Origin of the sequence: Niveibacterium terrae, from assembly GCF_048213115.1 — a bacterium.
Taxonomy (GTDB): domain Bacteria; phylum Pseudomonadota; class Gammaproteobacteria; order Burkholderiales; family Rhodocyclaceae; genus Niveibacterium; species Niveibacterium terrae.
Genome location: NZ_CP172404.1, coordinates 2403419 through 2426571 on the forward strand (window position 1 = coordinate 2403419; position 23153 = coordinate 2426571).

General features: G+C 64.2%; 23 protein-coding genes and 3 tRNA genes. 9 read left to right on the forward strand and 17 right to left on the reverse strand.

The genetic code is table 11. From position 1 onward, the window contains the following. Positions 1-4: 4 nt before the first annotated feature. On the reverse strand, positions 5-3400 hold the full coding sequence (gene cas3f / locus ACHFB9_RS11100; RefSeq protein WP_417067165.1) for a type I-F CRISPR-associated helicase Cas3f: 3396 nt from the start codon (positions 3398-3400) through the stop codon (positions 5-7). Beyond that, positions 3397-4374 (reverse strand): type I-F CRISPR-associated endonuclease Cas1f, encoded by a 978-nt coding sequence (gene cas1f, locus ACHFB9_RS11105; RefSeq protein ID WP_417067166.1) that lies wholly within the window; start codon positions 4372-4374, stop codon positions 3397-3399. The genes cas3f and cas1f overlap by 4 nt, the downstream gene beginning before the upstream one ends. A gap of 237 nt (positions 4375-4611) precedes the next feature. Here cas1f and ACHFB9_RS11110 point away from each other — a divergent pair, with 237 nt between their 5' ends. Continuing rightward, entirely contained in the window at positions 4612-5124 is a 513-nt protein-coding gene (locus tag ACHFB9_RS11110; RefSeq protein WP_417067167.1) for a hypothetical protein, read from the forward strand. Positions 5125-5166: 42 nt separating this feature from the next. Here the strand turns inward: ACHFB9_RS11110 and ACHFB9_RS11115 are convergent, their stop codons facing one another. Beyond that, on the reverse strand, positions 5167-6183 hold the full coding sequence (locus ACHFB9_RS11115) for a collagen-binding domain-containing protein (RefSeq protein ID WP_417067169.1): 1017 nt from the start codon (positions 6181-6183) through the stop codon (positions 5167-5169). Positions 6184-6337: 154 nt separating this feature from the next. Then, positions 6338-6808, reverse strand: coding sequence for a PEP-CTERM sorting domain-containing protein (locus ACHFB9_RS11120; protein WP_417067170.1), 471 nt, complete (start codon positions 6806-6808; stop codon positions 6338-6340). A gap of 273 nt (positions 6809-7081) precedes the next feature. Between ACHFB9_RS11120 and ACHFB9_RS11125 the strand changes: the two genes are divergently transcribed. Beyond that, complete coding sequence (locus ACHFB9_RS11125; RefSeq protein WP_417067172.1) at positions 7082-7816, forward strand: hypothetical protein; 735 nt, start codon at positions 7082-7084, stop codon at positions 7814-7816. A gap of 6 nt (positions 7817-7822) precedes the next feature. On the opposite strand, the gene ACHFB9_RS11130 is transcribed toward ACHFB9_RS11125, so the two are convergent. Continuing rightward, a complete protein-coding gene (locus tag ACHFB9_RS11130; RefSeq protein WP_417067173.1) occupies positions 7823-9388 on the reverse strand; it encodes a DUF4139 domain-containing protein in 1566 nt (521 codons plus the stop codon). A gap of 150 nt (positions 9389-9538) precedes the next feature. On the opposite strand from ACHFB9_RS11130, the gene ACHFB9_RS11135 reads away from it, so the two are divergent. Next, a complete protein-coding gene (locus ACHFB9_RS11135; RefSeq protein WP_417067174.1) occupies positions 9539-10576 on the forward strand; it encodes a DUF5700 domain-containing putative Zn-dependent protease in 1038 nt (345 codons plus the stop codon). A 51-nt stretch (positions 10577-10627) separates the two neighbouring features. On the opposite strand, the gene ACHFB9_RS11140 is transcribed toward ACHFB9_RS11135, so the two are convergent. From ACHFB9_RS11140 to ACHFB9_RS11155, 4 genes are all read right to left on the reverse strand, one after another. Then, positions 10628-10704 (reverse strand) — tRNA-Arg (locus ACHFB9_RS11140). A 176-nt stretch (positions 10705-10880) separates the two neighbouring features. Next, positions 10881-10957: transfer RNA gene (locus ACHFB9_RS11145), tRNA-Arg, on the reverse strand. Positions 10958-11011: 54 nt separating this feature from the next. After that, a tRNA-Ser gene (locus tag ACHFB9_RS11150) sits at positions 11012-11105 on the reverse strand. A 49-nt stretch (positions 11106-11154) separates the two neighbouring features. After that, the gene (locus ACHFB9_RS11155; protein ID WP_417067176.1) at positions 11155-12381 is read right to left on the reverse strand and encodes an aspartate kinase; all 1227 of its coding nucleotides are present in this window, start codon (positions 12379-12381) and stop codon (positions 11155-11157) included. A gap of 229 nt (positions 12382-12610) precedes the next feature. Between ACHFB9_RS11155 and ACHFB9_RS11160 the strand changes: the two genes are divergently transcribed. Next, positions 12611-12907 (forward strand): helix-turn-helix domain-containing protein, encoded by a 297-nt coding sequence (locus tag ACHFB9_RS11160; protein WP_417067177.1) that lies wholly within the window; start codon positions 12611-12613, stop codon positions 12905-12907. 123 nt (positions 12908-13030) lie between these two features. Then, positions 13031-13474, forward strand: a complete 444-nt coding sequence (queD, locus tag ACHFB9_RS11165; protein ID WP_417067178.1) for a 6-carboxytetrahydropterin synthase QueD — start codon at positions 13031-13033, stop codon at positions 13472-13474. Between the two features lies 1 nt (position 13475). On the opposite strand, the gene selD is transcribed toward queD, so the two are convergent. Further along, a complete protein-coding gene (selD, locus tag ACHFB9_RS11170; RefSeq protein ID WP_417067179.1) occupies positions 13476-14513 on the reverse strand; it encodes a selenide, water dikinase SelD in 1038 nt (345 codons plus the stop codon). Positions 14514-14576: 63 nt separating this feature from the next. Between selD and mnmH the strand changes: the two genes are divergently transcribed. From mnmH to ACHFB9_RS11190, 4 genes are read left to right on the forward strand one after another with little or no spacing between them, the layout of a single operon-like run. Continuing rightward, positions 14577-15632, forward strand: a complete 1056-nt coding sequence (gene mnmH / locus ACHFB9_RS11175; protein WP_417067180.1) for a tRNA 2-selenouridine(34) synthase MnmH — start codon at positions 14577-14579, stop codon at positions 15630-15632. Between the two features lie 21 nt (positions 15633-15653). After that, entirely contained in the window at positions 15654-16652 is a 999-nt protein-coding gene (locus ACHFB9_RS11180) for an efflux RND transporter periplasmic adaptor subunit (protein WP_417067181.1), read from the forward strand. Beyond that, positions 16649-17896, forward strand: a complete 1248-nt coding sequence (locus ACHFB9_RS11185; protein WP_417067183.1) for an ABC transporter permease — start codon at positions 16649-16651, stop codon at positions 17894-17896. The genes ACHFB9_RS11180 and ACHFB9_RS11185 overlap by 4 nt, the downstream gene beginning before the upstream one ends. Beyond that, on the forward strand, positions 17893-18606 hold the full coding sequence (locus ACHFB9_RS11190) for an ABC transporter ATP-binding protein (protein ID WP_417067185.1): 714 nt from the start codon (positions 17893-17895) through the stop codon (positions 18604-18606). Before ACHFB9_RS11185 ends, ACHFB9_RS11190 begins: the two co-directional genes overlap by 4 nt. Here the strand turns inward: ACHFB9_RS11190 and ACHFB9_RS11195 are convergent. From ACHFB9_RS11195 to ACHFB9_RS11225, 7 genes are all read right to left on the reverse strand, one after another. Next, a complete protein-coding gene (locus tag ACHFB9_RS11195) occupies positions 18560-19249 on the reverse strand; it encodes a type 1 glutamine amidotransferase (protein WP_417067187.1) in 690 nt (229 codons plus the stop codon). The genes ACHFB9_RS11190 and ACHFB9_RS11195 overlap by 47 nt on opposite strands. 22 nt (positions 19250-19271) lie before the next feature. Then, positions 19272-20165 (reverse strand): acetylglutamate kinase, encoded by an 894-nt coding sequence (locus ACHFB9_RS11200; RefSeq protein ID WP_417067188.1) that lies wholly within the window; start codon positions 20163-20165, stop codon positions 19272-19274. Further along, on the reverse strand, positions 20165-20626 hold the full coding sequence (locus ACHFB9_RS11205; protein WP_417067190.1) for a PTS sugar transporter subunit IIA: 462 nt from the start codon (positions 20624-20626) through the stop codon (positions 20165-20167). The genes ACHFB9_RS11200 and ACHFB9_RS11205 overlap by 1 nt, the downstream gene beginning before the upstream one ends. A 132-nt stretch (positions 20627-20758) precedes the next feature. Continuing rightward, on the reverse strand, positions 20759-21277 hold the full coding sequence (locus tag ACHFB9_RS11210; protein WP_417067192.1) for a hypothetical protein: 519 nt from the start codon (positions 21275-21277) through the stop codon (positions 20759-20761). A gap of 51 nt (positions 21278-21328) precedes the next feature. Then, positions 21329-21808 (reverse strand): hypothetical protein, encoded by a 480-nt coding sequence (locus ACHFB9_RS11215; protein ID WP_417067193.1) that lies wholly within the window; start codon positions 21806-21808, stop codon positions 21329-21331. After that, positions 21805-22881: a beta-ketoacyl synthase N-terminal-like domain-containing protein gene (locus ACHFB9_RS11220; RefSeq protein WP_417067194.1), complete on the reverse strand. Its 1077-nt coding sequence runs from the start codon at positions 22879-22881 to the stop codon at positions 21805-21807. The genes ACHFB9_RS11215 and ACHFB9_RS11220 overlap by 4 nt, the downstream gene beginning before the upstream one ends. Then, the gene (locus ACHFB9_RS11225) at positions 22878-23150 is read right to left on the reverse strand and encodes a phosphopantetheine-binding protein (protein ID WP_417067195.1); all 273 of its coding nucleotides are present in this window, start codon (positions 23148-23150) and stop codon (positions 22878-22880) included. Before ACHFB9_RS11225 ends, ACHFB9_RS11220 begins: the two co-directional genes overlap by 4 nt. Between the last annotated feature and the right edge of the window lie 3 nt (positions 23151-23153).

Here is a 23153-nt window from a genome sequence, read left to right on the forward strand (position 1 = left end):
CCGCTCACCCAGTGATCACTGGTTTGCCGCTGAACCCCAGCGCGGGGTGAAAGCGCCAGCCCTGCTCACTTTTACGAATGCTGAGCGTTCCATAGCGGCGGGCACAGGCATAAAGCGATAGCCCGAGTTCATCCGCCAAGCGGACGAGTTCGTCCATATAACTGACCGCACCCCAAGAACTGATGTTCGCCCCTCGTACCAACGTCTCGTCGATACGGGTTTCGGGCGCGTCAACGAACACATTCTCACCTGCACGCCCGCCGACCAGATCCTTACCATCGCGGATGAGCTTCAGCACATAGTCCTCGCCGGCTTCATCCGGCAGCAAAACCAGATCGACATCAGGCGCATTCTCCTCACGAAAACGCTGTTGCTGCGGCAGTACGGCCGTCAGATGCGCCAAAGGCTGCGTCCAAAAGCTGCAGGCATTGATCGGGGTGCCATCGGAAGGCTTCTTGCCGATGCGCAAATCACGCGCCGACAACGGGGCTGGCGGCGGGGCCGGCAGCATCTGGGCACTCAGCCGTGCATGCTCCAGATCGACAAGACTTCTATTCGGGAGCCACTCAGATTTTTGACGCGGTAAGATGCGCGGGCGGGCATCCAGCGTAGTGCGTTCATCGTCGGCGAGCAGAGTGCGCAAAGAGTGGTCGTCCAAATGGAAAGCCCCCTCATCCATCTCGAAACCTGGCCTGCAGAAGGCAGCCTTGTCCGGCCGTTCCTGGTGACGAACATTGGTCTCAAACAACACGATGTTCGGCTCTTTGCACGCACCAATGCGGTGGCGCCGTACACGCCCAGCAAGCTGAATCAGCGAACGCATCGAAGACGGTTCAACCACGGCCCAGTCGTAGTCGTGGTCTCGACCGACCTCGGTCACGGGACTTCCGAGCACGATGAATAGCTGATCCGGTTCGGGATGGGCATCAAGCCGCAGACGGATGTCAGGCAACGAAAACACCGCATTTTCGTCGCGGCGATCGAGCGCGGCATCGAGCCGGCTCTCCATGGCTGAGCGAAGTAGCAGAGGAAACTGCGAGTGGTATACGCACAGGTGAATATGCGTCCCATCAGGCACACCGAGCGCATACAAAGCCAGCGCGACATCGACCAAGGGCTCGATATTGGCCATGCGCACGAGGCCAAAGCTGACGCGCTTTCCGCTGCGAGGATCAAGGCTGTGATGAATCGCATGCAGGACAAGGGCTTGCTCGCGGACAGCGGCCGCAAAGGCCTGGCGAGTCGCGGCCTTGCCGCGCCCGCTGGCGGAGAGCTCGACAAGGCGCGTCAAACGACGTGGCTCAGCCTGACCCAGTTTGGCGTGCCGGGTCTTGGCGAAGGCAAGGTGTGCGACCTCGAAGACGCCCGTATCAGCGCAGGTTTGGGACTGGGCACCAAATTCATCGAACCAGGCGCAGCTGATATCGGTCGGCGCACCGGGCGATTCCCCGCGGTTCCGCTGGTAGATCTCGCGCCCCGCACGATAGGCGGCGAACATCCCCTCGACAATTGCCGGCGGCAATGTGGCTGAAGACAGCAGCACCCGGCTTCCGAGCAATCCAGTCCAATATACCAAACGCGTCAGCGCCGGCAGGTCGTCGATATCGAAATCATCGAGTTCATCCAATACGAGGTCGCCGCTCATCAAGCGCAACATCGGCACGATCTGGTGCCCGCCGCGTTGGCTTTCGGTCGCAGGCACAAGGTGGTCCACAGTGCAGACCAGAATAGGCGCCGCAAGCAAGGAGCGGACACGCGCGTCATTTGTCAGACGAGATAGAACAGCGTGATCGCTGTTGCCTTCAAATAGCACACCCCCTTCATCCGGCAGCAGGTCTTGCCTGGATTCGGAACCACTGCGCTCCGCCTGGCGCACATAGTGTTCGAAAAGCTCACGACTTGCGGCTCCTCCAACACGGATCGCAACTTCGTCATCCCCCAGACCCAGCAAACCGCGCAGGGCCTGCCCCGTCTGCAGGGTGAGGGTGCGCAGACCCAGCGCAATGGCACAGCGCAATCCCTGCTGAGGATCAGCCAGTGCGTTCATGATGCGCACATTGGCGAGGGTTTTGCCACAGCCAGTGGACGCCATGTTGACCCCGAAGAAACCCTTCCGCATCGAACGTTCGCAAACACTCGCGGCAATATCGGCAGCCTTGTTCTGCCACTGGAAACGCTCAACGCTGGCACGCTGTTTCAAGCCTCGATGACGCGCCAGATGCGGCAGGTTTGGCGCCAGATCTGGCAGCGCATGCACGATGAGGCTGGCGTGTTTCTCGACGCCCAACAGGTGCTCATCAAGAGTCTGGTTGGTCTCGCCCGTATCGCGGCGAGTATTGGCATGGAGTGGGTAGTTTTCCTCACCGCAGAGACGCGGCGGCTGCTCCATCAAACCGGAATAGTGGTGATCGGCCAGCATCAAGCCCAGCCGTGCGACATGCATTACATAAGGGTCGTTCAGCCAGCCCCCGTCGCACATACTCGGCAGGCGATCCAACAAACGCCGAGCGAGTCGTGCCGCACGCTTGCGCCACGGCACAGAAGTAACCGGCAAGCCATGATCGAAGATCCAGTACGGCTTGATGATCTGCGGATCCTCGCTGCTGAGCAGCTCGTTCCACTGCGCATCGATACTCCCGAGCAGATCGGCTATCTGACTGCTGCGGAAACCACGCAGTTTGGCTCCCAGTGGCCGCCACGCGCCATGTTCATCGCGTTCAGGTTTTACAGGCAGGCGGTGATGGGTGAGCACCAACCAGCCGAGCGCACGCGCCAAAGGCGGAAGACGGGATAAGGGTTTGTCAGCTTCCGGATCCAAGCCATCGCGCTGCAGACGCGGAAGCATCAACCAGCTCGCATCATCCCCAGCGGAGGGCTCGATCAGACGACGCAGCCACTGTTCGTCGTCCCCCTCGCCAACGAAGGCCTGAAACAGACGCAACGACACCCACTCGTGACGATACTGATTGCGTTCGATCTGAGCCCGTGCCGTCAGGCGTTTCTGAAAAGCCCGACTGGCCTTGCCCAGATCATGAAGCAGCGCCGCCAAAGCTGCCAGCAGGCGGATATCTTCCCCCGTATGCCAGTCGTTTTCGTCCTGTCTGCGCAACACGTTGCGAGTGGTCGAATTGGTTGGCACTGCGCCTTGCGCATTGAACTGGCTTGCATCACCGACAATCCACAAGAGTTCGCTGTGATCCAAACCGCGAATCCAATGACAGGCCACGGCGGTATTCTTGCGCGCGGTCTTCCTGAGCAGGCGGCGCAGAGTATCCAACCCCTGCTGCGTAATCGGGGTCTGCCAGGTTCGCTCTCCACGCCGTTCGGCAAACTGATCGAGAATTCGGCGGGTTTCGGTCAGGGCATTTTTGCTGCACTGGGAGATCAGCAGAACGTTCACGCTGGCGACCTCCCAAGCCGCTCAGCGATCAGTTTGAGTGTATCGATCATGAAGTCGAGCGATTCCGTACGCGTCAGACTCTCGATGCAAGCCTGGCGGAATTGCTGTTCATCATCGCCTCGCATCGCGGAGATGAAAGCCTGTGGGAGCACAACGGCATCCTTGACCAGATCGGCGACGTCAAAGACCAGACCGCCGCGGCGCGTCTTGCCATGCAGTACAGCCAAGCCATGCGGAATACCCAGAACCCAGGTTGCGGTAGCCCCAAGGCCATAGGCGAGATAGTTTCCGTGATCCAGAAAACGATTGGCCGGATCGTCAGCCTCTCCTCGACTACCGCGCACGAAATCTCCGTAGTGCATGGCCTGCGCTGCGCACTTGAAGAGCTTCTTCGTCAGGCGGGCTTCTTCAGTGAGCAGGTTGGTCACATCGGGAGCGGAGTCTATTCCCCGCAAACTATGTTCAAGCGCAGATTCAAACTGAGCACCATCGATGCAGAAACCCGCATCTCTCAACACACGGCTTTTCAACCAATGCTCGCGCAATCGCTCAATCCGAGTACGTTGGATGAGTTTTGCAGCCTCGAGACGCAAGGCATCGTCGAACCAGAATCGCACCCACCACTGCAAATACTCGGTCGGACGATATTCGCTCTGCGGCGAAAACCAGGCGACTTCAATGTCGACTTCATTGGCTGAAAACAGTGGCGTTCCGCCACCACCGCAGAAGCCGACAAGCACCCCGGCTTTCGCTAATTCGCGCATGGCCGCCTGAGTGATCGAAGTCCCTGTACCTAGCAACACGCTCGTTGTGTTGGCGATGGGGATGTTCCAGTACAAGGAACGCTTTCCCTCATCGGTGATGAATTCGACTCTCCCGCCATTGACCAGCACACGGCAGTGCTGCAGGTAGTAAAGATTGGCCCGCTTGGAGTGGAGGATGGTTTTCAGATCTGAGGCAGGAAGATCCTTCATTACTCTCCTCGCAAGCGCTGAATTTGGCAGGGCCGGGCATCAACAATTTGTCCGGGCAGTATCGCGCATCAGAGATCGCCAATCAATGTGTTGCCCCCCTAGTCGGGACTCCCCTCTTCATCCGGGATCAACAGGATTCCGAAGAACTAGCAGCTCCTTTGGCCGGATGCGCTGAATCAAAATCCTCTTTGCCTCCCTTCCCGCGCCTTCCGCCCGCCATCCCCGTACAATCCCGCCATGACACAGAATCCCGCGAATGAAGAAGCCGACGGCCTGCCCGCGATCCATCAGGACAGGCTCTGGCACGACAGGGGCTGGACGGCGCGCGTCATCGAGAACATCGATGACGACGGCTGGGCCGTCGAGATGATCCTCGATGGTGAGCCCGAGCCGGCGCTGGTCGGCCCGTGGACGATGGGCCGCGACAAGAAGAATCCGAAGCCGCTCGACGCCGCGGCCTTCAGCACGCTCGTGAAGACCGCCTCCGAAGTGCTGCGCCGGCACGAACAGCATCTGCACGCGATGCACCACAAGCGTCTGACGGTCAGCACGGAGGCCGGGCTGATTGAGGTCGCGTTCGACATCGTGCCCGACGAGGACGATCCCTATGCGCTCTTGAGCGCCCAGGACGAGGCGGGCGAGCAACTGGGCGAGGTGCGGGTCGGGCCGGGCTTCAAATTCAGCAAACAGAGCGCTACCGCCTGGATAGAGAGCGGCTTCGGCCAGCCCGACGGATCAAGCGGGAATTGATCGGCAGGGGCAGCCATTCCGGCCGCCCTTTCAAGAGGGAACTCAGGCCCGGCGCCGTACGGCGATCAGGCCCAGCAGACCGACACCGAACAGAGCCAGCGAGGCGGGTTCAGGCGTCCGGTTTCCGGGCGGGAGTTCGCCGGTGAAGGCGTTCTGATGGATCTCGCCGTTGATCGAGGCCTTGTTGGCGATCAGCGTGCCTTCGATATCGGCGGAGTTCGTGACGAAGGCATCGGTCGCGAGGATCGCACCGCCCCACTGCGCCGAGAAGGAGAGGCGCGTCGCGTCGTAGAAGTTCCAGAGCAGCTTGCCGCCCAGGCTCTGCGCGCTGCCGCCGAGGAAGTTGATCGCCAGATCCGCCGACGCGATGCCGCAGTTGATCAGCACGGACCGGGTATCGCTTCCGATGTCGAAGCTGAACTCGGAGATGCCAGCCAGGCTGTCCAGCGTGAAGACCGCAACGCCGTTCGCATCGGGCGTGGCCTTGAACGCGAGCCTGGAACCCTGACGCGAGGCCTTGCTGTTTGCGGCCAGATCCCTGATCGCATCGGACTCCCGGCTCAGCACGTCGCGAAAGTCGGTGCCCTTCAGCGTTGAGGCTGGAAAGGACTGCGGGCCGGCCGACGCGGCGATCCGCCCCCCGTTGAAGATCGCATCGCGCGCCGTCCCGTCGACCTCGGCGCTGCCGTTGAAGATCACATCCTCGACATCGCCCCGCACGCGGGAGGTGCCGCTGTTAACGATGCCGTGCGCCGCGTTTCCGGCCACGGTCAGACCACCGTTGTTGACGGTGAAATTGCTGAGGCTGCCGAGCACCGTCGTTCCGGCATAGGCGGACGCGGCAAGCTTTGCATCCTCGCCGAATTCGGCCCTGCCCTTGCCGAGCGCATCGCCTTCGATATAGCTGCGGCCATGGACGTGGCTGCTCGAAGTCGCATCACCCAGCACGACCAGGTTGAACTGCTGCAGGATTTCGAGAGCGTTCAGCGGCATCGCCCAGACCGGTGCGGCGATGAGTGCGAGCAGGCAGAGAAGGCTCTTTCGGGAAAATCGGGGCATCGCGCGATCCTCTGAGCAAAATTGGCAGGAATCCGTCCAGGCAGCGTTTGTCCGGACAGGTACGTCCTGGGCCGGGCCATCCCGGGCGCATCAGGACAAGCTTCACGGCCTGGGCGAAGGCGGCTGCCGCCCCCGCGCCAGAGGGAAAGCAAATTCAGGCCTTGCGGTGGACCGCTCCGATCAGGCCCAGCAGACCGAGACCCAGCAAGGCCAGGCTCTGCGGTTCGGGGATGTCTATCGTGTCCCGGACGTACAGGGTTTCGTAGTAAGCATGCCCCCAAGTGCTGGCATAGAATCCTGACGCCAGATCGATTTTATCCACGTGGGTAAAGAAGGAATTCCAGTACGCGACGGACTGGATCGCGCCGTTGTCGAAGTCCGCCAAGGTCGGAGCCTGGGCCAGCTCGGCGTCGGTCGCGAAGCGCCAGCCGTCATGCAGGCTCGGGGCATACAAAGTGTTGCTAATCCAGGATTCCTCATTAACCGGCGATGCCCAGGTCCAGTCCAGCCCATCCTTCGTGACATAGGTCGACGCGGGAAGATCGGTGAGAATCGGGTTCGCGTAGGCGTTGATGCAGAAGCCCAGCAGAAGCAAGGCCGCGGCGATCAGTTGCTTCACTTTCATGATGCGCTCTCCTCATATTATGTCGGCACCGCCGATGAGCAAGCTTCGCGCCAGGGAAAAATCCTTTTTTGAATCAAAAGCCTGGACAGCTTTCAAATCAGGCTCCCTGTCGTTGTGTAAATTTTCCCGACAGTGCGATGAGCCGTGGCGACATCACCGCCCACCCGGAATACGGCGTCCGAGACCAGACTCCGCGCGGATCGACTCTTGGTCCGCGGTGGGCCCGAAGCTTCGCGATGCTAGACTCCCCGTCTCCCTTTCCCGCTTCCCCGCATGTCCGCCCTGTTTCCCGAAGCCATCCTCAATGCGATCCCCGCCGAGCTGCGCGAGGTACCCGAAAAAGTGCGGGCGCTGACCGGAATCGAGGTCGTCGCGGCGCCATTCGACGAAGCCTTCATCCGTGCGAATCCGGATTTCGCGCGCGCGTCAGCAGTGCTGGACATCGACCCGCGGCACACCTCGATCACGATCCGCTTCGCGCGCGACGCGCTGAACGCGCGGATCGCCTCGCACGAGCTGATCCACCTGAAGCGCAATGTGCTCGAATCGGCGCCGAAGTTCTTCCCCCAGGCCGGCGCCGAGCACGCCCAGGCACAGACCATCTTGCTGCTCGAAAACGCGCTGGAGCACCTCTTCGTCGTGCCCGAGGAGATCGCCGCCCACGCGGACTCGGAAGCGTGGTGGGTCAGGGAATGCGCGGAGGCGATCCGCGGCGCGGACGGGCACGGCTTCACGCTGGCGCTGCACTGGCTCTTCCTGCGTCAGGTGCTGACGCGCCATGAGGATCTGGCGCACGACTGCGCCGCGCGGCTCAACCGCGCCCCCGGTTTCGCGCGGATCGCGGCCCATCTGGAGCAGCAGATCCGCAAGGCCTTTCCGGACAAGGCAGCGATGCAGCAAATCCTGCTCGGCGTGCTGAGCCCGGCGATCCGCGAGAGGATCACGGTCGCCCGCTATCAGATCCGCGACGGGCGGCTGCACACCGAAAGACTTGCCCTCCCCGACTGAACGCGCTCAGAAACCCTGGGGCTGGCTGTCCTTGGGCCAGTCGAGCGTGTAATCGACACTGATGCTCTGGCTCGCGCCGGGCGCGAGCTTCATCTGCCAGGCCATCACGCCGGCCTTCTTCTCCCAGTCGCGCGTCGTCGGAGGCGGCGAGAAGCGGGATTCGACCTTCAGAAGATCGTTGGCGCTGACCGGTGCGGGTTCGAGCAGCAGCAGATCGACCGCCTGATGGTGGCGGTTCGTGATCACATACTCGCTGGCAATCCGGCGCTCGCGCCGCTGGCCGATCAGCCCCCCACGAGCGCTCAGCTGCGGCGCAGCGTTCACCTTGACGCGGACCAGATCGTCGCGCCCGAAGGGCAGCTCGAGCTTCTCGCCCTGCTCGGCGCTCCAGCGCGTCGCGCCGATATAGGCGCCATCGCGATAGAGCTGGACTTCACCGGGCAACCAGACGCCCTCGGGACGCGCGGCGCTCGCGACGATGTAGGCGTTCGGATCCTGGCGCGGCACGCTCTGCACGCGCAGCCCGACCGGCACCGTAATCTTGGACAGACTCACCGTGACCCGGCGTCCGTCGGAGGGCAGCGAGATCTTCGCCGGCACTTCGAACTCGGTCGCGAATTCGGTCTGCAGCTCGGCCACCTCGAACAGCGCATCGTCGGTGCGGGCCCGCTTGGCCATCGCGGGCGCCGGCGACGGCGCGGGGGCCGCGGCCATTGGAGCGGCCATCGACTCGAAGACAGGCCGCGGTTCGCGCAGCGACACGAGCCAGGACCGCGGAGGCTGAGCCTGGGGAGAATGGCTGGGCTGACCGGTCGAGAGGCGAAGCGCGACATTGCTCCAGTCCTCGCCGCTCATCTGCGCGATCTGCGCCTGGCGTTCGATCGTGACGCGCGCGGACGCGGAATCGAGGCTGGCACGATAGACGCTCTGCCAGCCCGGACCGCTGATCTGATAGCTGATCCGGACTTCGCCGGCCTTCTCGGCGGCGAGCGCGAGCGTCAGTGCGCGCGCTTCGTTGCCCTGCTCTGCGAGCTTCGCGAGTTCCTGCTCCAGAACCGCTTTCTGCTTTTCGAACGAACGCTTCTGGACCGCGACCTTCGCGATCCGGGCATAGGCATCGCGCCCACCCGAACGGATCGCGGTCAGAGTCTGGGTCAGGTCGCGGATCGGCGCCGCGCTCTTCGCCTCCGCGCCGAGGCCCTTCAGATAGCCGGTGACGAGTTCGGCGGACTGGCGCTCGGTGTCGAGCAGTGCGATCGCATCGCCGAGTTCGACGAGCTTCGCCTCCAGTTCGGCCTGGCGCGGGTTCAGCGCATCGGCGCGCGCGGCGTCGAGCACCGAGAGTTCGCCGAGGCGGATGCCCGGATCGGCTTCGACGCGAATCGTCCGGGCGTCGAAACCGGCGGGCAGACCGTCTATCCGCAGAGTCTTCGCTCCGGGCGCGACACGCGCGACGCGCTCGACCGTCGCACTGCCCGGATAGAGCGTAACCCGGGCGATGTGCGAGGCGTCCTCGGCGTGGACCTGGGTCAGCACGAGCGCCAGCAGCGCGAAGAGCAAACAGCGTTTCATCGTCAAGCCTCCCTCCTCTGGAGCGCTCTACCGCGCCCGATCCGGCGAGCATAGCGCAAAGCCTGCCGCGCGACTCAATGATACAAAGCCCGGTTGTGAGATCGCCGCTCCGGGGCAAGAATGCTCGCTCTTAGGGAAACTTCGACGACCATGCTCCGCTCTCTCCTCGCCACCGCCGCGCTGTTCTGCGCGTTCGCCGCCCACGCCAGTTCGCCATCCGTGCTGATCGACGCCTCGGCTCTGCAAGCCTGGCTCGCCGCCAGCGAACTCCACCCCGATGATCCCTCCGTATGGAACGCCGCAAGCGCGGCGACGACGGGAGGCAGAATGGCCCAGGCGGCGATTCCGAGTTTCGGCGCAGTGCCGAAAGAAAAAGTGGCAAAACCCTCCCGCGAGCGGGTCGCTGCACTCGCGGTCGAAATCAGCAAATGGGATGTCGGTGCGCTGGTCCGCGATGTCGCCGGTCTCTTTCCGCCCATGCCCGACCGGACAGCGAAGGTCTATGTCGTCGCCAACGGGATCCCGGTCTGGGCGGACATGTATCAGCGCAATTTCGTGTTCCGCAACGGCGACCCCTTGCTCAGCGATGAAGAAGGTGAGCCCGTCATCCTGGTCAATGCGCTGCTGATTTCGACGCTCTACAAGGGCGACGCGAAAACCGTGGCCAAGGACTGCTATCAGGTACTCCGGCACGAACTCTTTCACGTTTTCTATGCCTGGTACCAAGCCTCGGAGCCACGCCGCACGGCGCTCAAACACCCGCGCTCTCAAGAGGAGGAGATGCTCGATCTGACTCTGAACGAAGGGATCGCGCATTTTCTCGCCAGCCGGGATTCGCTGATGCGTGAGGGTTTTCCGGTCGAACGGGCCAAAAAGGCACTGCGCGATCTGGAGAACGCATTGACCGCGATCGACAATGGCAGCGCCACGGAGAGACTCATCTCCCAGGCGAATCTGGGCCCCTATTGGGACAAGTATGCGGCGATATCCGGAATGCTCTTCGCGTATGGAATCGAGAAAGCCCAAGGCGAAGCGGGCCTGAAAGCGGTCATCGCGCAAGGTCCGGCCTCTCTGCTGCTCAATTACGCGAGGGCATCCGGCTTCAATACCGAACTCCCGCGGCTGAGTCCGGCCCTGCTCGCCTGGGCAGAGCGCAATCAGCGCCCCCCATCCGGATCGGGCAAGTGAGCGCATAGCAAAAAGCCCATTCCGGAGAATGGGCTTTTTGCTTGAAGCTTTTGGTGCATCCGGAGCGATTCGAACGCCCGACCCCCTGGTTCGTAGCCAGGTACTCTATCCAGCTGAGCTACGGATGCACTGCGAAGAAACAAGATAATACTGGAATAAAAAGAGAATGTCCAGAGTCCGGATTCAAATTCCCGAATCAATTCCACAAAACCACTTTCATCACGCCCTCCGCCGACACCGGGCGCAGTGAATCAATCAAAAGCAAAAAGCCCATTCCGAAGAATGGGCTTTTGCCTGAATCATTTGGTGCATCCGGAGCGATTCGAACGCCCGACCCCCTGGTTCGTAGCCAGGTACTCTATCCAGCTGAGCTACGGATGCACTGCGAAGAGCGAAGGATATTAACCTAGATCCTGCTTTTCTGCAACAACTGTTTGGCGGAGAAGGAGGGATTCGAACCCTCGATAGAGCTTTTTGGCCCTATGCTCCCTTAGCAGGGGAGTGCCTTCGACCACTCGGCCACCTCTCCAAACAAGAGTGGCGATAATACAGGGCCACTCTTGTCGCGTCAACCCGGCTCAGTCGATTTGATCGAGGTCGAATGCCTTGTGCAGGATGCGAACGGCCAGCTCAAGGTACTTCTCGTTGATGACGACCGAGATCTTGATCTCCGAAGTCGAGATCATCAGGATATTGATGCCCTCTTCGGCCAGCACGCGGAACATCTTGCTCGCGACCCCCGGATGGGAGCGCATGCCGACGCCGACTGCCGAAACCTTGCAGATGCTGCGGTCGCCGATCACTTCGCGGGCACCGATGTGCTCCTTGACCTTCTCGAGCACGGCCTTCGCCTTTTCGAACTCGGGGCGATTGACGGTGAAGGAGAAATCGGTCGTGCCGTCGCGACCGACATTCTGGATGATCATGTCGACATCCAAATTCGCATCGGCGATCGGGCCCAGGATCTGGTAGGCGATGCCGGGGCGGTCGGGCACGCCCAGAACGGTGAGCTTGGCCTCGTCGCGGCTGAAGGCGATTCCCGAGATGATCGGCTGTTCCATGCTGATGTCTTCCTCAACGGTGATGAGCGTGCCTTCGCCTTCCTCCTGGAAGCTCGACAATACGCGAAGTTTGACCTTGTACTTGCCCGCGAACTCGACGGAACGGATCTGCAGGACCTTCGAGCCCAGGCTCGCCATCTCCAGCATTTCCTCGAACGTGATCTTGTCGAGCTTGCGCGCTTCGGGGACGACCCGCGGATCGGTCGTATAGACCCCGTCGACGTCCGTGTAGATCTGGCACTCGTCAGCGCAGAGCGCGGCGGCGAGCGCAACGCCCGTCGTGTCCGAACCACCGCGCCCCAGAGTCGTGATGTTGCCTTCCTCGTCGACGCCCTGGAAGCCGGCCACGATGACGACCTGGCCTTCATCGAGATCGGCGAGGATCTTCTTCTCGTCGATGTTCAGGATCCGCGCCTTCGTGAAAGCGCTGTCGGTCAGGATGCGAACCTGTCCGCCGGTATAGCTGCGCGCATTGACGCCCTCTTCCTTCAGGGCCATCGCGAGCAGACCGATCGTGACCTGCTCTCCGGTCGAGACGACCACGTCGAGCTCGCGCGGATCGGGGTTGGCCTGGATTTCCTTGGCCAGGCCGATCAGGCGGTTCGTCTCGCCGGTCATCGCCGAGACGACGATGACGAGCTTGTGTCCTTCGCGCCGGAAGCGCGCGATCCGCTTTGCAACGTTGCGGATGCGCTCGGTGCTGCCTACCGAGGTACCGCCGTACTTCTGAACAATGAGTGCCATTGTGAGTAACCGTGGGCTGCTAGGAGCTTGCGAGTTTACAACATCCTGGCGCTTGTCATACCCACCCGAATTTTGACATTATTTAACAGCGCCGTAACGATCGGATACCGCTCTGATGCTATGGCAATAACATATTGCTTTATACTTGCGCCATAGTTCGGTGCTGAGGCAGTCTCGCCCCCACCGCTCACAGCGCCACAAGCGCTCCAAACCGACAGAGGCCATGCACATGAAAAGTACTGACAAGGAAGTTGACGTCCGCGAAATCCGCCGCAAGCTCGGCATGAACCAGTCCCAGTTCTGGTCGAAGATCGGCGTCACGCAGAGCGGCGGTTCGCGCTACGAGAGCGGCCGCAACATCCCCCGCCCTGTTCAGGCCCTGCTCAAGCTGGTCCACGTCGAACAGATCGATCCGGGCAAGGTCAAGCGCGAAGAGCTGGACGTGATCGAGTACCTGAAGAACGCGAACCCTGAACTGCTCAAGACGCTGAAGAAGGAAGCTCGCGCCAACAAGAAGAAGGCCTGAGCGACACGCGATTTCACGCCGGCCGGAACTCTCCGGCCCCAGCAGCATCGAAGCACGCGGCACCTACCCTTTTGAGGTATGGTGCCGTTTGTTTGTGTAGCTCTCTCCCGACTCAGGCCCCCCATGAAGATCACTCGCCGACTCGAATTCGACGCCGGACACCGGATCCCCCAGCACGGCAGCCAGTGCCGCAACCTCCACGGCCACCGCTACGTCCTTGAGGTCAGCCTCGCCGGCGACACGGTCGCGGACGCCGGCGCGGCGAACGAGGGCATGGTGCTGGACTTCTCGGACATCAAGACGATCGTCAGTGAGCACATCGTCTCGCGCTGGGATCACGCCTTCCTGGTCTATCAAGGCGACAGCGTGATCCGCGATTTTCTCGAAAGCCTGCCCGGGCACAAGACCGTCGTCGTGCCGGCGATCCCGACCGCCGAAAACCTCGCCCGCCTCGCCTTCACGACGCTCGCGCCGCTCTTTGAAGAGCGCTACCAGGGTCGGCTCAGGCTCGAACGCGTGCGCCTCTACGAGACGCCCAACTGCTGGGCCGACGCCGAAGCGCTCTGAATCAGAGCACGCAAACTCCCGCCGGCCCGGCCTCAAGACGGCCAATCGCACAGGCTTCACTAAAGCCCGACGCGTGAAAAGCGGCGAGCACTTCGGGTACCGCGGCCGCCGCGCAGGAGACCAGCAGCCCGCCCGAAGTCTGCGGGTCGGTCAGCAAGGCCTGCTGCCACGGCTCAAACGCGGCGGGCAGCGAAACCTGCGCCCCGTAGCCGCTCCAGTTGCGGCTCGACGCTCCGGTCTTGATGCCTTCACGGGCGAAGGCGCAGGCCCACGCTATCAGCGGCAGCTTCGCGAATTCGATCTGCGCGGCCAGCGAAGAACCCCGGCAGATTTCGAGCAGGTGCCCGAGCAGGCCGAAGCCCGTCACGTCGGTCAGCGCATGGACTGAGTCGATTCCGGCGAGCTCTTCGCCGACCCGGTTGAGCCGGGTCGTATGGCGGATCATCTCGCGATAGCCGTCGTCATCGAGCAAGCCCTTCTTCAGCGCCGCCGACAGGATGCCGACCCCCAGCGGCTTGCCGAGGATCAGCACATCGCCGTCCCGCGCATCGATGTTGCGCCTCACCCGGTCGGGATGGACAAGGCCCATCACGACGAGGCCATAGACCGGTTCCAGGATGTCGATCGAGTGCCCGCCGGCGATCGGGATTCCGGCTTCGCGGCAAATCGCGGCGCCGCCTTCGAGGATCTTGCCGATCGCCTCCAGCGGCAGCTTGTCCAGAGGCATGCCGACCAGCGACAGCGCCATGATCGGCCGACCGCCCATCGCATAGACGTCCGAGATCGCATTGGTCGCCGCGATCCGCCCGAAATCGAAGGGATCGTCGACGATCGGCGTGAAGAAGTCGGTCGTCGCGATCAGCGCCAGACTGTCGTTGAGCCGATAGACGGCCGCATCGTCGGCGCTGTCGTTGCCGACCATCAGCTCGGGCGGCAGGATCCCGGCCGGGGCGTGGGCGAGCAGTTCGGCGAGCACGGCGGGCGCGATTTTGCAGCCACAGCCGCCGCCGTGAGAAAATTGAGTCAGCCTGATGTCCATTTGATCCCCGGATCGTCGAAGAATGGCCGAAGATTCTACCCTCGCCAACCAGCCCGCTCACTCATGACCTCGCCCCGCGGTCTCGCCCGACTCGAAGACGTCTCCTCCTTTGACGCGATCATCGATGTGCGCTCTCCGGCCGAATACGCCGAAGACCACATCCCCGGCGCGATCAACTGCCCGGTGCTCGACGACGAGGAGCGCGCCCGGATCGGCACGCTTTTCGTGCAGAGCTCGCCCTTCGAAGCGCGCAAGTTGGGCGCGGCTCTGGTCGCCGAGAACATCGCCCGCCATCTGCGCGCGCACTTCCAGGACAAGCCGCGCACTTGGCGGCCGCTGATCTACTGCTGGCGCGGCGGTCAGCGCAGCGGCGCCTTCACGCTGGTGATGAGGCAGATCGGCTGGGATGCCTGCCAGCTGATCGGGGGCTACAAGCCCTACCGGAACTTCGTGCTCAGCACGATCGCCGAGCTCCCCGCCGAGCTTCGCTGGCGCGTGGTCTGCGGCCCGACCGGCAGCGGCAAGACCGCGCTGCTCGCCGCACTCGCCGCGCGCGGCGAGCAGGTGCTCGATCTGGAAGAGCTGGCCTGCCACCGTGGCTCGGTGCTCGGCGCGATCCCGGGCCGGCCCCAGCCCAGCCAGAAAGCCTTCGAGACCGCGATCGCCGAACGCCTGCTCGCCTTCGAGCCCGAACGCCCGATCTACGTCGAAGCGGAAAGCCGGAAGATCGGCAGGCTCCAGGTTCCCGAGAGCCTGATCCAGGTCATCCGCTCCAGCACCTGCGTCGTCATCGAGGCGAGCCTCGATGCGCGGATTGCCTTTCTGCTCCGCGATTACGCGCACCTGGGCGATGACAAGGCGACGCTGCTCGACTGCCTTGCGAGCCTCGCAGCGCTGCACAGCCGCGAGACGCTGGCGCGCTGGCAGGTCCTGGTCGTCGAAGGACGGATCAAGGAACTGCTCGGCGAACTGTTGAGCCGGCACTACGATCCGCTCTACGCCAAATCACAGAAATACAACTTCGCGCGGCTCGCTCAGGCGCGCACGCTCAAACTTGCCAAGCTGGACCCCGATTCTCTGGACGATGCCGCCGAGCGCCTCCTCGCCTATCCTGACTAGACAGGACAACGAGGATGGGCCGTGGGACGGACAGGACAATTCGCGCTGATCGCCAGCCTCGTCGCCGCCACGGCGAGCGCAGCCTGGTTCGTCTTTGCCCCGCGCCAGGTCGCCGTCGTCCACCCCACGCGCGGCCCCGCGATCGATGCGGTCTATGCGACCGGAACGGTCGAGCCGACCGTGATGCTGCCCATCGCGCCGCGCAGCAGCGGCCGGATCGCCGAGCTCAAGGCCGATGAAGGCAGTCAGGTCAAGGCCGGCGAAGTGCTCGCACGGCTCGACGATGAAGACCTGACCCAGGGCATACGCGAGCTGGCGGCACGCGCCGACTATACCCGAGCGCAGTTCGAGCGGACCCGCCGCCTGGTCGCCCGGAACTTCCTGTCCGCCGCCGAGCTCGACCGCAGCCGCAGCGAACGCGATGCGGCCGAAGCGGCGCTGCGCCGCGCCCGGGTTCAGCGCGACTACCTGGCGCTGAGCGCTCCGGCTGCCGGCCTGATCATTCGCCGCGACGGCGAGATCGGCCAGTACGTCGCCGCGGGCCAGACCGTGTTCACACTCTCCTGCTGCGCGCCGCTCAGAGTGGCCGCCGAAGTCGACGAGGAGGACATCGCACGCATCCGCGTGGGTCAGAAGGTGCTGATGAGTTCGGACGCCAGGCCGGGCCGGATCTTCACGGGCCGCATCCACGCCATCACGCCCAAGGGCGATCCGCTCGCGCGCAGCTACCGGGTCAGGGTTAGCGTGGATGCGCCAGCCGGGATGATGGTCGGGATGACCGTCGATACGAACGTGATCCTCGGCGAGCGCGACAAGGCCTTGCTGATCCCGAGCGCAGCGCTGCACGGCAGCTCGGTGTGGATCCTGCGCGATGGGCGGCTCGCGCGCCGTGCGGTCGAAACCGGCGCAGCAGGCGATGCGCGCGTCGAGGTACGCAAGGGCCTTGCCGAAGACGAGTGGATCGTGCTCGGCGACGAGGCCGCGCTGCGCGAAGGCGCACGCGCACGAGCCCTGCCGTGAGCACGATCGCGCTCGACATCGCCCTCGCCCATCTGGGACAGAGGAAGCGCCAGACCCTGGTGTCGCTGAGCGGAGTCGTGCTCGGCGTCGCCTTCTTCCTGGCCGTGTCCTCGCTGATGCGCGGCTCGGAGAAGGACTTCATCAAGCGCCTGATCGACAACAGCCCGCACATCACGGTCTCGGACGAATACCGCCACCCGGCCCGCCAACCCGCGGTCAAGGCCTACCCGACCGGGGCGGTCGAGGTTCGCCACGTCAAGCCGCAGAGCGAAACCCGCGGCATACGCGGCTACCGCTCCCGGCTCGCCCGCGTCGAAGCGATCCCCGGCCTCAGAGTGGCGCCGGTGCTGAGCGGATCGGTGGTTCTGGTCTTCGCTGGCCGACAGCAGAGCGTGTCGCTGTCGGGAATCGTGCCGGCGAAAATGAAGCGGGTCAGCACGATCGAGGAGAAGATCGTCAGCGGTTCGCTCGAAGCGCTGGCCGCGAACCCGAACGGTATCATCATCGGCCGGGGGCTCGCCGACAAGTTCAGCCTCAGGATGGGTTCGACCGTCAGCGTCGTCGCGACCGACAGCGGCAGCCGCAGCCTGCAGGTCGTCGGCATCTTCCGCAGCGGCAACGCCGCCTACGACGAGGGCCAGACCTATACGCTGCTCAAACGCGCCCAGACCCTGTTGGGCCGTCCCAACCGCGTCAACCGCTTCATCATCCAGCTCGAAGACGCGAACCTGGCCCGCGAAATCGCGCTCCGGATCGAACGCGAGACCGGCTACAAGGCGGTCTCGTGGATAGAGGCTTCCGAGGACATCCTGAGCCTGCTGCTGGTCCGCAACCTGATCATGTACAGCGTCGTGCTCGCGATCCTGCTGGTCGCCGCCTTCGGCATCTACAACACGTTGTCGACGATCGTGTTCGAGAAGATTCACGACATCGCGATCATGAAAGCGATGGGTTTTCATGCCCGCGACGTGCGGCGGATCTTCCTGCTCGAAGGCCTGATCGTCGGCCTGATCGGTTGCGCGCTGGGCGAGCTGCTGGGCCTGGGCATGATGAAGCTGCTCGCGCAGATCGAGCTGCGCCCGCCGGGGATCACCGACCCGGTCCATATGCCGATCTGGTGGGGCGCCGAGCAATACCTGATCGCGGCGGCCTTCGCGCTGGGCGCCTGTCTCGCGGCGGCCTATCTGCCGGCGCTGCGCGCCGGATCCGTCCATCCGGTCGAGATCTTGAGAGGCGCGGCATGATCGCGATCCGCGCCGAGCAGCTCAACCGCGTGCTGCACGGCGAAGTGCCGGTGACGCTGATCGAGGACATCAGCCTGGAGATTCCCGAGGGCGAGTTCGTCGCAATCATGGGGCCTTCGGGATCGGGAAAGTCCTCGCTGCTCTATCTGCTGGGTCTGCTTGATCTGCCGACATCGGGACGGATCTGGCTGGACGGAGTGCCGACCGGAGGATTGAGCGACGATGCGCTGTGCGAGACGCGGCTCGCGAAGCTGGGCTTCGTGTTCCAGTTCCACTTCCTGCTCGCCGAGTTCAGCGCGCTCGACAACGTGATGCTGCCGATGCGCCGCCTCGGCCGCCTCAGCGAAGTTGCGGCACGCAAAAGAGCCGAAGCGCTGCTCGCCGAGCTGGACCTGTCCGCGCATCTGGCCAAGCGTCCGCACCAGCTCTCGGGCGGACAGAGGCAGAGAGTCGCGGTCGCCCGGGCGCTGGCCAACGATCCACCGGTGATCCTCGCCGACGAGCCGACCGGCAACCTCGATTCGGTGTCCAGCCGGAACGTGCGCCAGATCCTCCGCGATCTGGCCAGCCTGAGGGGCAAGACCGTCGTCGCGGTGACCCACGACGCGAACTTCGCGGCCGCGGCCGACCGGCAGATATCCCTCGTCGACGGCCGGCTCGCCGCTAGGGGCGGACCAGGTAGTCCAGAACCTCGCCCATCAGCGCATTGATCTGAGCGTAGCGCGCGGCGGGCCGGGCGCGGATCGCCTCGGCGGACTGGATGAACGGACCGGGGATCAGCTCGTCGGCGCAGTGTTCGAGCATCAGCGCGGCGCTCGCGGCAGTCGTCTCCAGGTGAAACTGCAGAGCGATCGCGCGCGGCCCGAACTGGAAAGCCTGATGTGCGCAGGCCGTACTCTTCGCGAGAAGGACCGCCCCGTCGGGCAGCGCGAAGGTCTCGCCGTGCCAGTGGAAGACTTCGACCGAATCGGGGAAGCGGAAGGCTTTGGCGTCCGTGGAGGCGACGGCCTCAATCGCAAAGAAGCCGATCTCCTTGTGCGTGCCGCGATGAACCGCCGCGCCGAGGCTGCTCGCGATCAGCTGGGCGCCCAGGCAGATCCCGAGCACCGCTTTGCCGGCGCGAACCGCCTCGCCGATCAAGGCTTCCTCGTCGGCGAGCCAGGGATGGAGTTCCCCGTCATGGACGCTCATCGGCCCGCCCAGCACGATCAGCAGATCGAACTCGGCGAGCGCGGGCAGAGCGGCCGACTCGTAAATGCGGGTCCAGGATACCCGGGCATCCCGGGCCGCCAGCCAGGCGTCGATAGAGCCGAGAGCCTCGAAGGGCACATGCTGAAGGACATGAACGCGCATCGCGGCCTCCCCGCTCAGATCATCAGTTGTCACCGAAGTACTTCAAGGTATCGGCGCCGAAGTGCGACTTGCGCCGCGAATGGATCAGCGTACCGCTGCCTTCGCTGCTGAGGATTTCGAGCAGCAAGGCGCTGGGCAGGCGCGCATCGGTCAGATGGGCCGAGCCGACTCCGCTCTGCAGCGCATCGACGATCGCGCCAAGGCGGACCTTCTGGTCAGCGCTGAGCAGACCGCCCTCGCCGACCAGCACCAGCGCCTCGGCCACCGACAGGTCGGCGAGCGGCCGGCCTTCGTCGTCGAGGATGCCTGGCTCGTCGGTCATCACGACCAGCTTCTCGGCGCCCAGCGCCTGGGCGAGCCGGGAAGCCACATCGTCAGCATCGACAAAGATCGCTTCACCGTCCGGGCCGGCCGCGATCGGCATGATCACCGGCGAGAAATTGCGCGACTGCAGCAGAGTGATGATCTCGGGATCGACTTTCGATACCCGGCCATGATCGGCGCCGGAATCCTCGCTCGACCCGAGCGGGACGGCCTGGACCAGAGGGCCGTCGAGACCGCTCAAACCGACAGCCTTGCCGCCGTGGCGGTTGATCAGTGCGACCAGTTCCTGGTTCAGCTCGCCGAGCACCATCTCGATGACATCCCGGGTCGTCGCGTCGGCCCCGGCGTCCGGCCTGACCCGGTCGAGGAAGACCGGAATGTTCGGGCCGCCACCGTGGACCAGCACCAGATGGATGCCGACGAGCTGCAGCAGCGCGACATCGCGGGCAAAGCCGGATTTGAGTGCAGCGTCGGCGACGGCCTGGCCGCCGATCTTGACGACCAGCGTGCGGCCGTGAAGGCTCTGGATGAAAGGCAGGGCCTCGGCAATGATGTCCGCCCTCTGCGTCGAGGAGAGAGAATCGTCTTCCATCACTCGCCTCCCTTCATCAGCGACAGCAGCGTTGCGATCGTCACCGGATCGGTCGCCGCACGCAGCCGCTCGCGAAAGACCCGGTCATTGAACTTTCCGGCGAGCCGCGAGAGCAGCTGAAGATGCAACTCAGGCGAATCGTTGGGCACGATCAGGACCATGAAATCGGAGACCGGCTTGCTGTCGGGCGCGTCGAACGCGATCGGAAACTGGGTGCGCGCGAACACCGCGAACGGGCGGCTCGCTTCGGTAAGGCGGGCATGGGGGATCGCGACTCCGTGTCCCAGACCGGTCGAACCCAGCTTCTCGCGGGCGCTGAGCTTCTCCGCGACGAGCGCATGAGGCAGGCCGTAGCGCGTCTCTATGTTCTGAGCGATTTCGGCGAACAGGCCGCTGCGACCGGCGACCTTCAGGTCAAGCAGCACATCGTCTGCGGACAACAGGGGGAATACTGTACTCATGCCCTTCTATCTCGGAGGATCTTGCAAATGCGCGACTTTACACGCTGCGAGCGCCCCGCCTCGAAAAAAGACCGCACAACTGCGGTCAGATCAAATCGCGGGGGCGAGCTGCTGGCCCCCGCGCCACACAACTCAGTGCCTCTTGCGCGAACCGGACTTCTTGCCCTTGTCGGTCGGCGTGCTCGCGTCGGCCGGAGCGGCGGCCTCGGCGCGTTTCGCCGCCAGCTTCACGAAGCGTCCCTTGAGTGCAACACCGGCCAGCACGGCGCCAGCGTGGCATTCGTAGTCGGTCGCGCTCTTTTCGGCGTCGCGCTTGTAGAAGCTCTCGATATCGACGACGGCATCGGCGCCTAGCTGACGGGCGCGGTTCTGCAACTGGATCATCGCCGACAGGAAAGCCCAGCGGCAGGCCTCCTCGTCGCTCTTGCCGAAAGCGTTGGTCTTCTTGTTCGTCGAATCCTCGCCAAAGCTCTTCTCGATCGCCGGAGTCTTCTGGTTCGCAAAGAAAAACTTGACCCCGGAGTCGAGCTTGGCCTTCGCATCCGTCGACGCCATCGCTTCATCGATGGACAGGTGAAGTTCGGTGTCGCGCGCCTGGGCGCCCAGCGCGAAGAGCGAGGTCAGCAGCGCCACCATTAACCGGTATTTCATGTTTTTCTCTCCTTGGATTCTGGGGAAACCCCATTCAAGCACAGCAATGTATCAACAGTCCTTCGCCTGCCAGCACGACCAGGCCGAAATCCCCGCCGCTGCGTCGCGACACTCGACGAAACCGGCGAAAACCTGGGGCAGGCCTTCCGCAAGCCAGCCGGCGGCGAGCGCTTCGGCCTCGGGCCAGAACGAACCCGACACAAAGACCGTCGTCGCCCGGGCAAGGCCTGGGCACTGGGCGGCGAGCGCGGCAAGGCTCACGCCGATCTGCGACTGGATGAAGCCGAAGGGCATCAGCGCGAGTCCCGCTCCGAGATCTTCCAGGGCGAGCCGGGTCTCGGCGCGCGGGCCGGTCGAAGTGCCGAGGATCAGGGCGCAGCCCGGCAGCGGCTCGGGCAGTTCGAGCAGGCCGGCCAGGGCCAGCTCGGCGAAAGAGCCCATGCGCCGGGGAAGGTGGCCCAGGCGGGCGCGGATCTTCGCGCGGGCGGCCTCGGGCGTCAGTTCGACGCTCGCGCGGGCAAACGGGATCATGGTTCACTCTCCAGCACCAGGGCCGCGGTCTGGCCCCCGAAACCGAGCCAGACGCCCAGCACCGCCCCGCCCTGCCAGAGCTGGCGAGCCGCCGGAGCGAGGTCGAGGTCCGGGTCGGCGCTCACGAAACCCGCGGTCGGCGGAATCTCGCCCCGGTCGAGGCAAGAAGATATGAGATTCAGTTCGGCGATCCCGCTCGCGCCCAGGCAGTGCCCCAGAACGGGTTTGAGCGAGACGCAGGGCGGCAGCGCCTTGAAAACACGGCGCAGCCCCGCAAGCTCGGCGCCGTCGGTGAGCGGACTTCCCGCTCCGTGCAGCTTGATCAGAGAAATCGCTTCGGGCGGGCAGTTCGCGCGCGCCAGCGCTTGCGCTATCGCTGCGGCGACCGGCGCGCCGGACAGATCGGCCGCGGTCGGCCCGCTCGCGTCCATGCTCCAGCCCCGGCCCGAAACCCGCCAGCCTGGCCCGTCTGCGCGGGACAGGATCAGGCCGGCGAGCGCCTCGCCGAGCATCAGTCCGTCCCGGTCGCGATCGAGCGGCCGGCACAGGTCTTCGCCGAGCAGACCCAGCGATGCGAAGCCTTCCCGGGTGTAGCGGTTGCCGAGTTCCAGCCCCAGCACCAGCGCGTGCTGGCAGCGCCTTGACGCGAGTTCGAGCACCGCCGCATCGAGCGCGGCGAGGCTTGCGACACAGGCCGAGCCGAAACAGAAGGGATGAGCGCGAAGGCCGGCAAGATCTGCCAGATGAGCGCTCAGTTCGGCCGGGCTGGTCAGCGGCAGAGCGTCGAGCGACGAGGTCTCGGCCCAGCCGATGAAGTGCGACGAAGAGCCCAGAAAGAGCGGCATCGCCTGCCACTGCGCGTCAGTGAGGCCGCTCACGTCGCGCAGCCGGGCGAAGAGCGGCTTCGCGAGCGCGGCGAGACGCTCGGGCCAGGCGCCGTCAAAGCCCTCTATCGCGCCGAAGCGCCGGCCTTCGCGCCGCGTGGTCGGCACCCGCGCGGCGAGCGCCGCATCCGTCGCAGCGGCGAGATCGGCTCCGCCGGCGCTCGCGAGCGCCCGGGCAAGGATCCTCATCCGCGCGCTTCCAGACCCGCGACGAACTCGGCGAGCGAAGTGAGACTCGCGAAGATGCGCCGCGTCTCCTTGCTGTCGGCCAGACGCACCCCGTAGCGCTTCTGCAGTGCCATCGACAGCTGCAGCGCGTCGAGCGAATCGAGCGCAAGCCGCGTTCCGCTGCCGAACAAGGGCTCGTCCGCAGCGAGGCTCGCCGGGTCCAGGTCTTTCTCGCAGCTCTCGACGATCAGCCGGGCCAGGGTCAACTTCAGTTCGCTCAATTCGGTCATCGT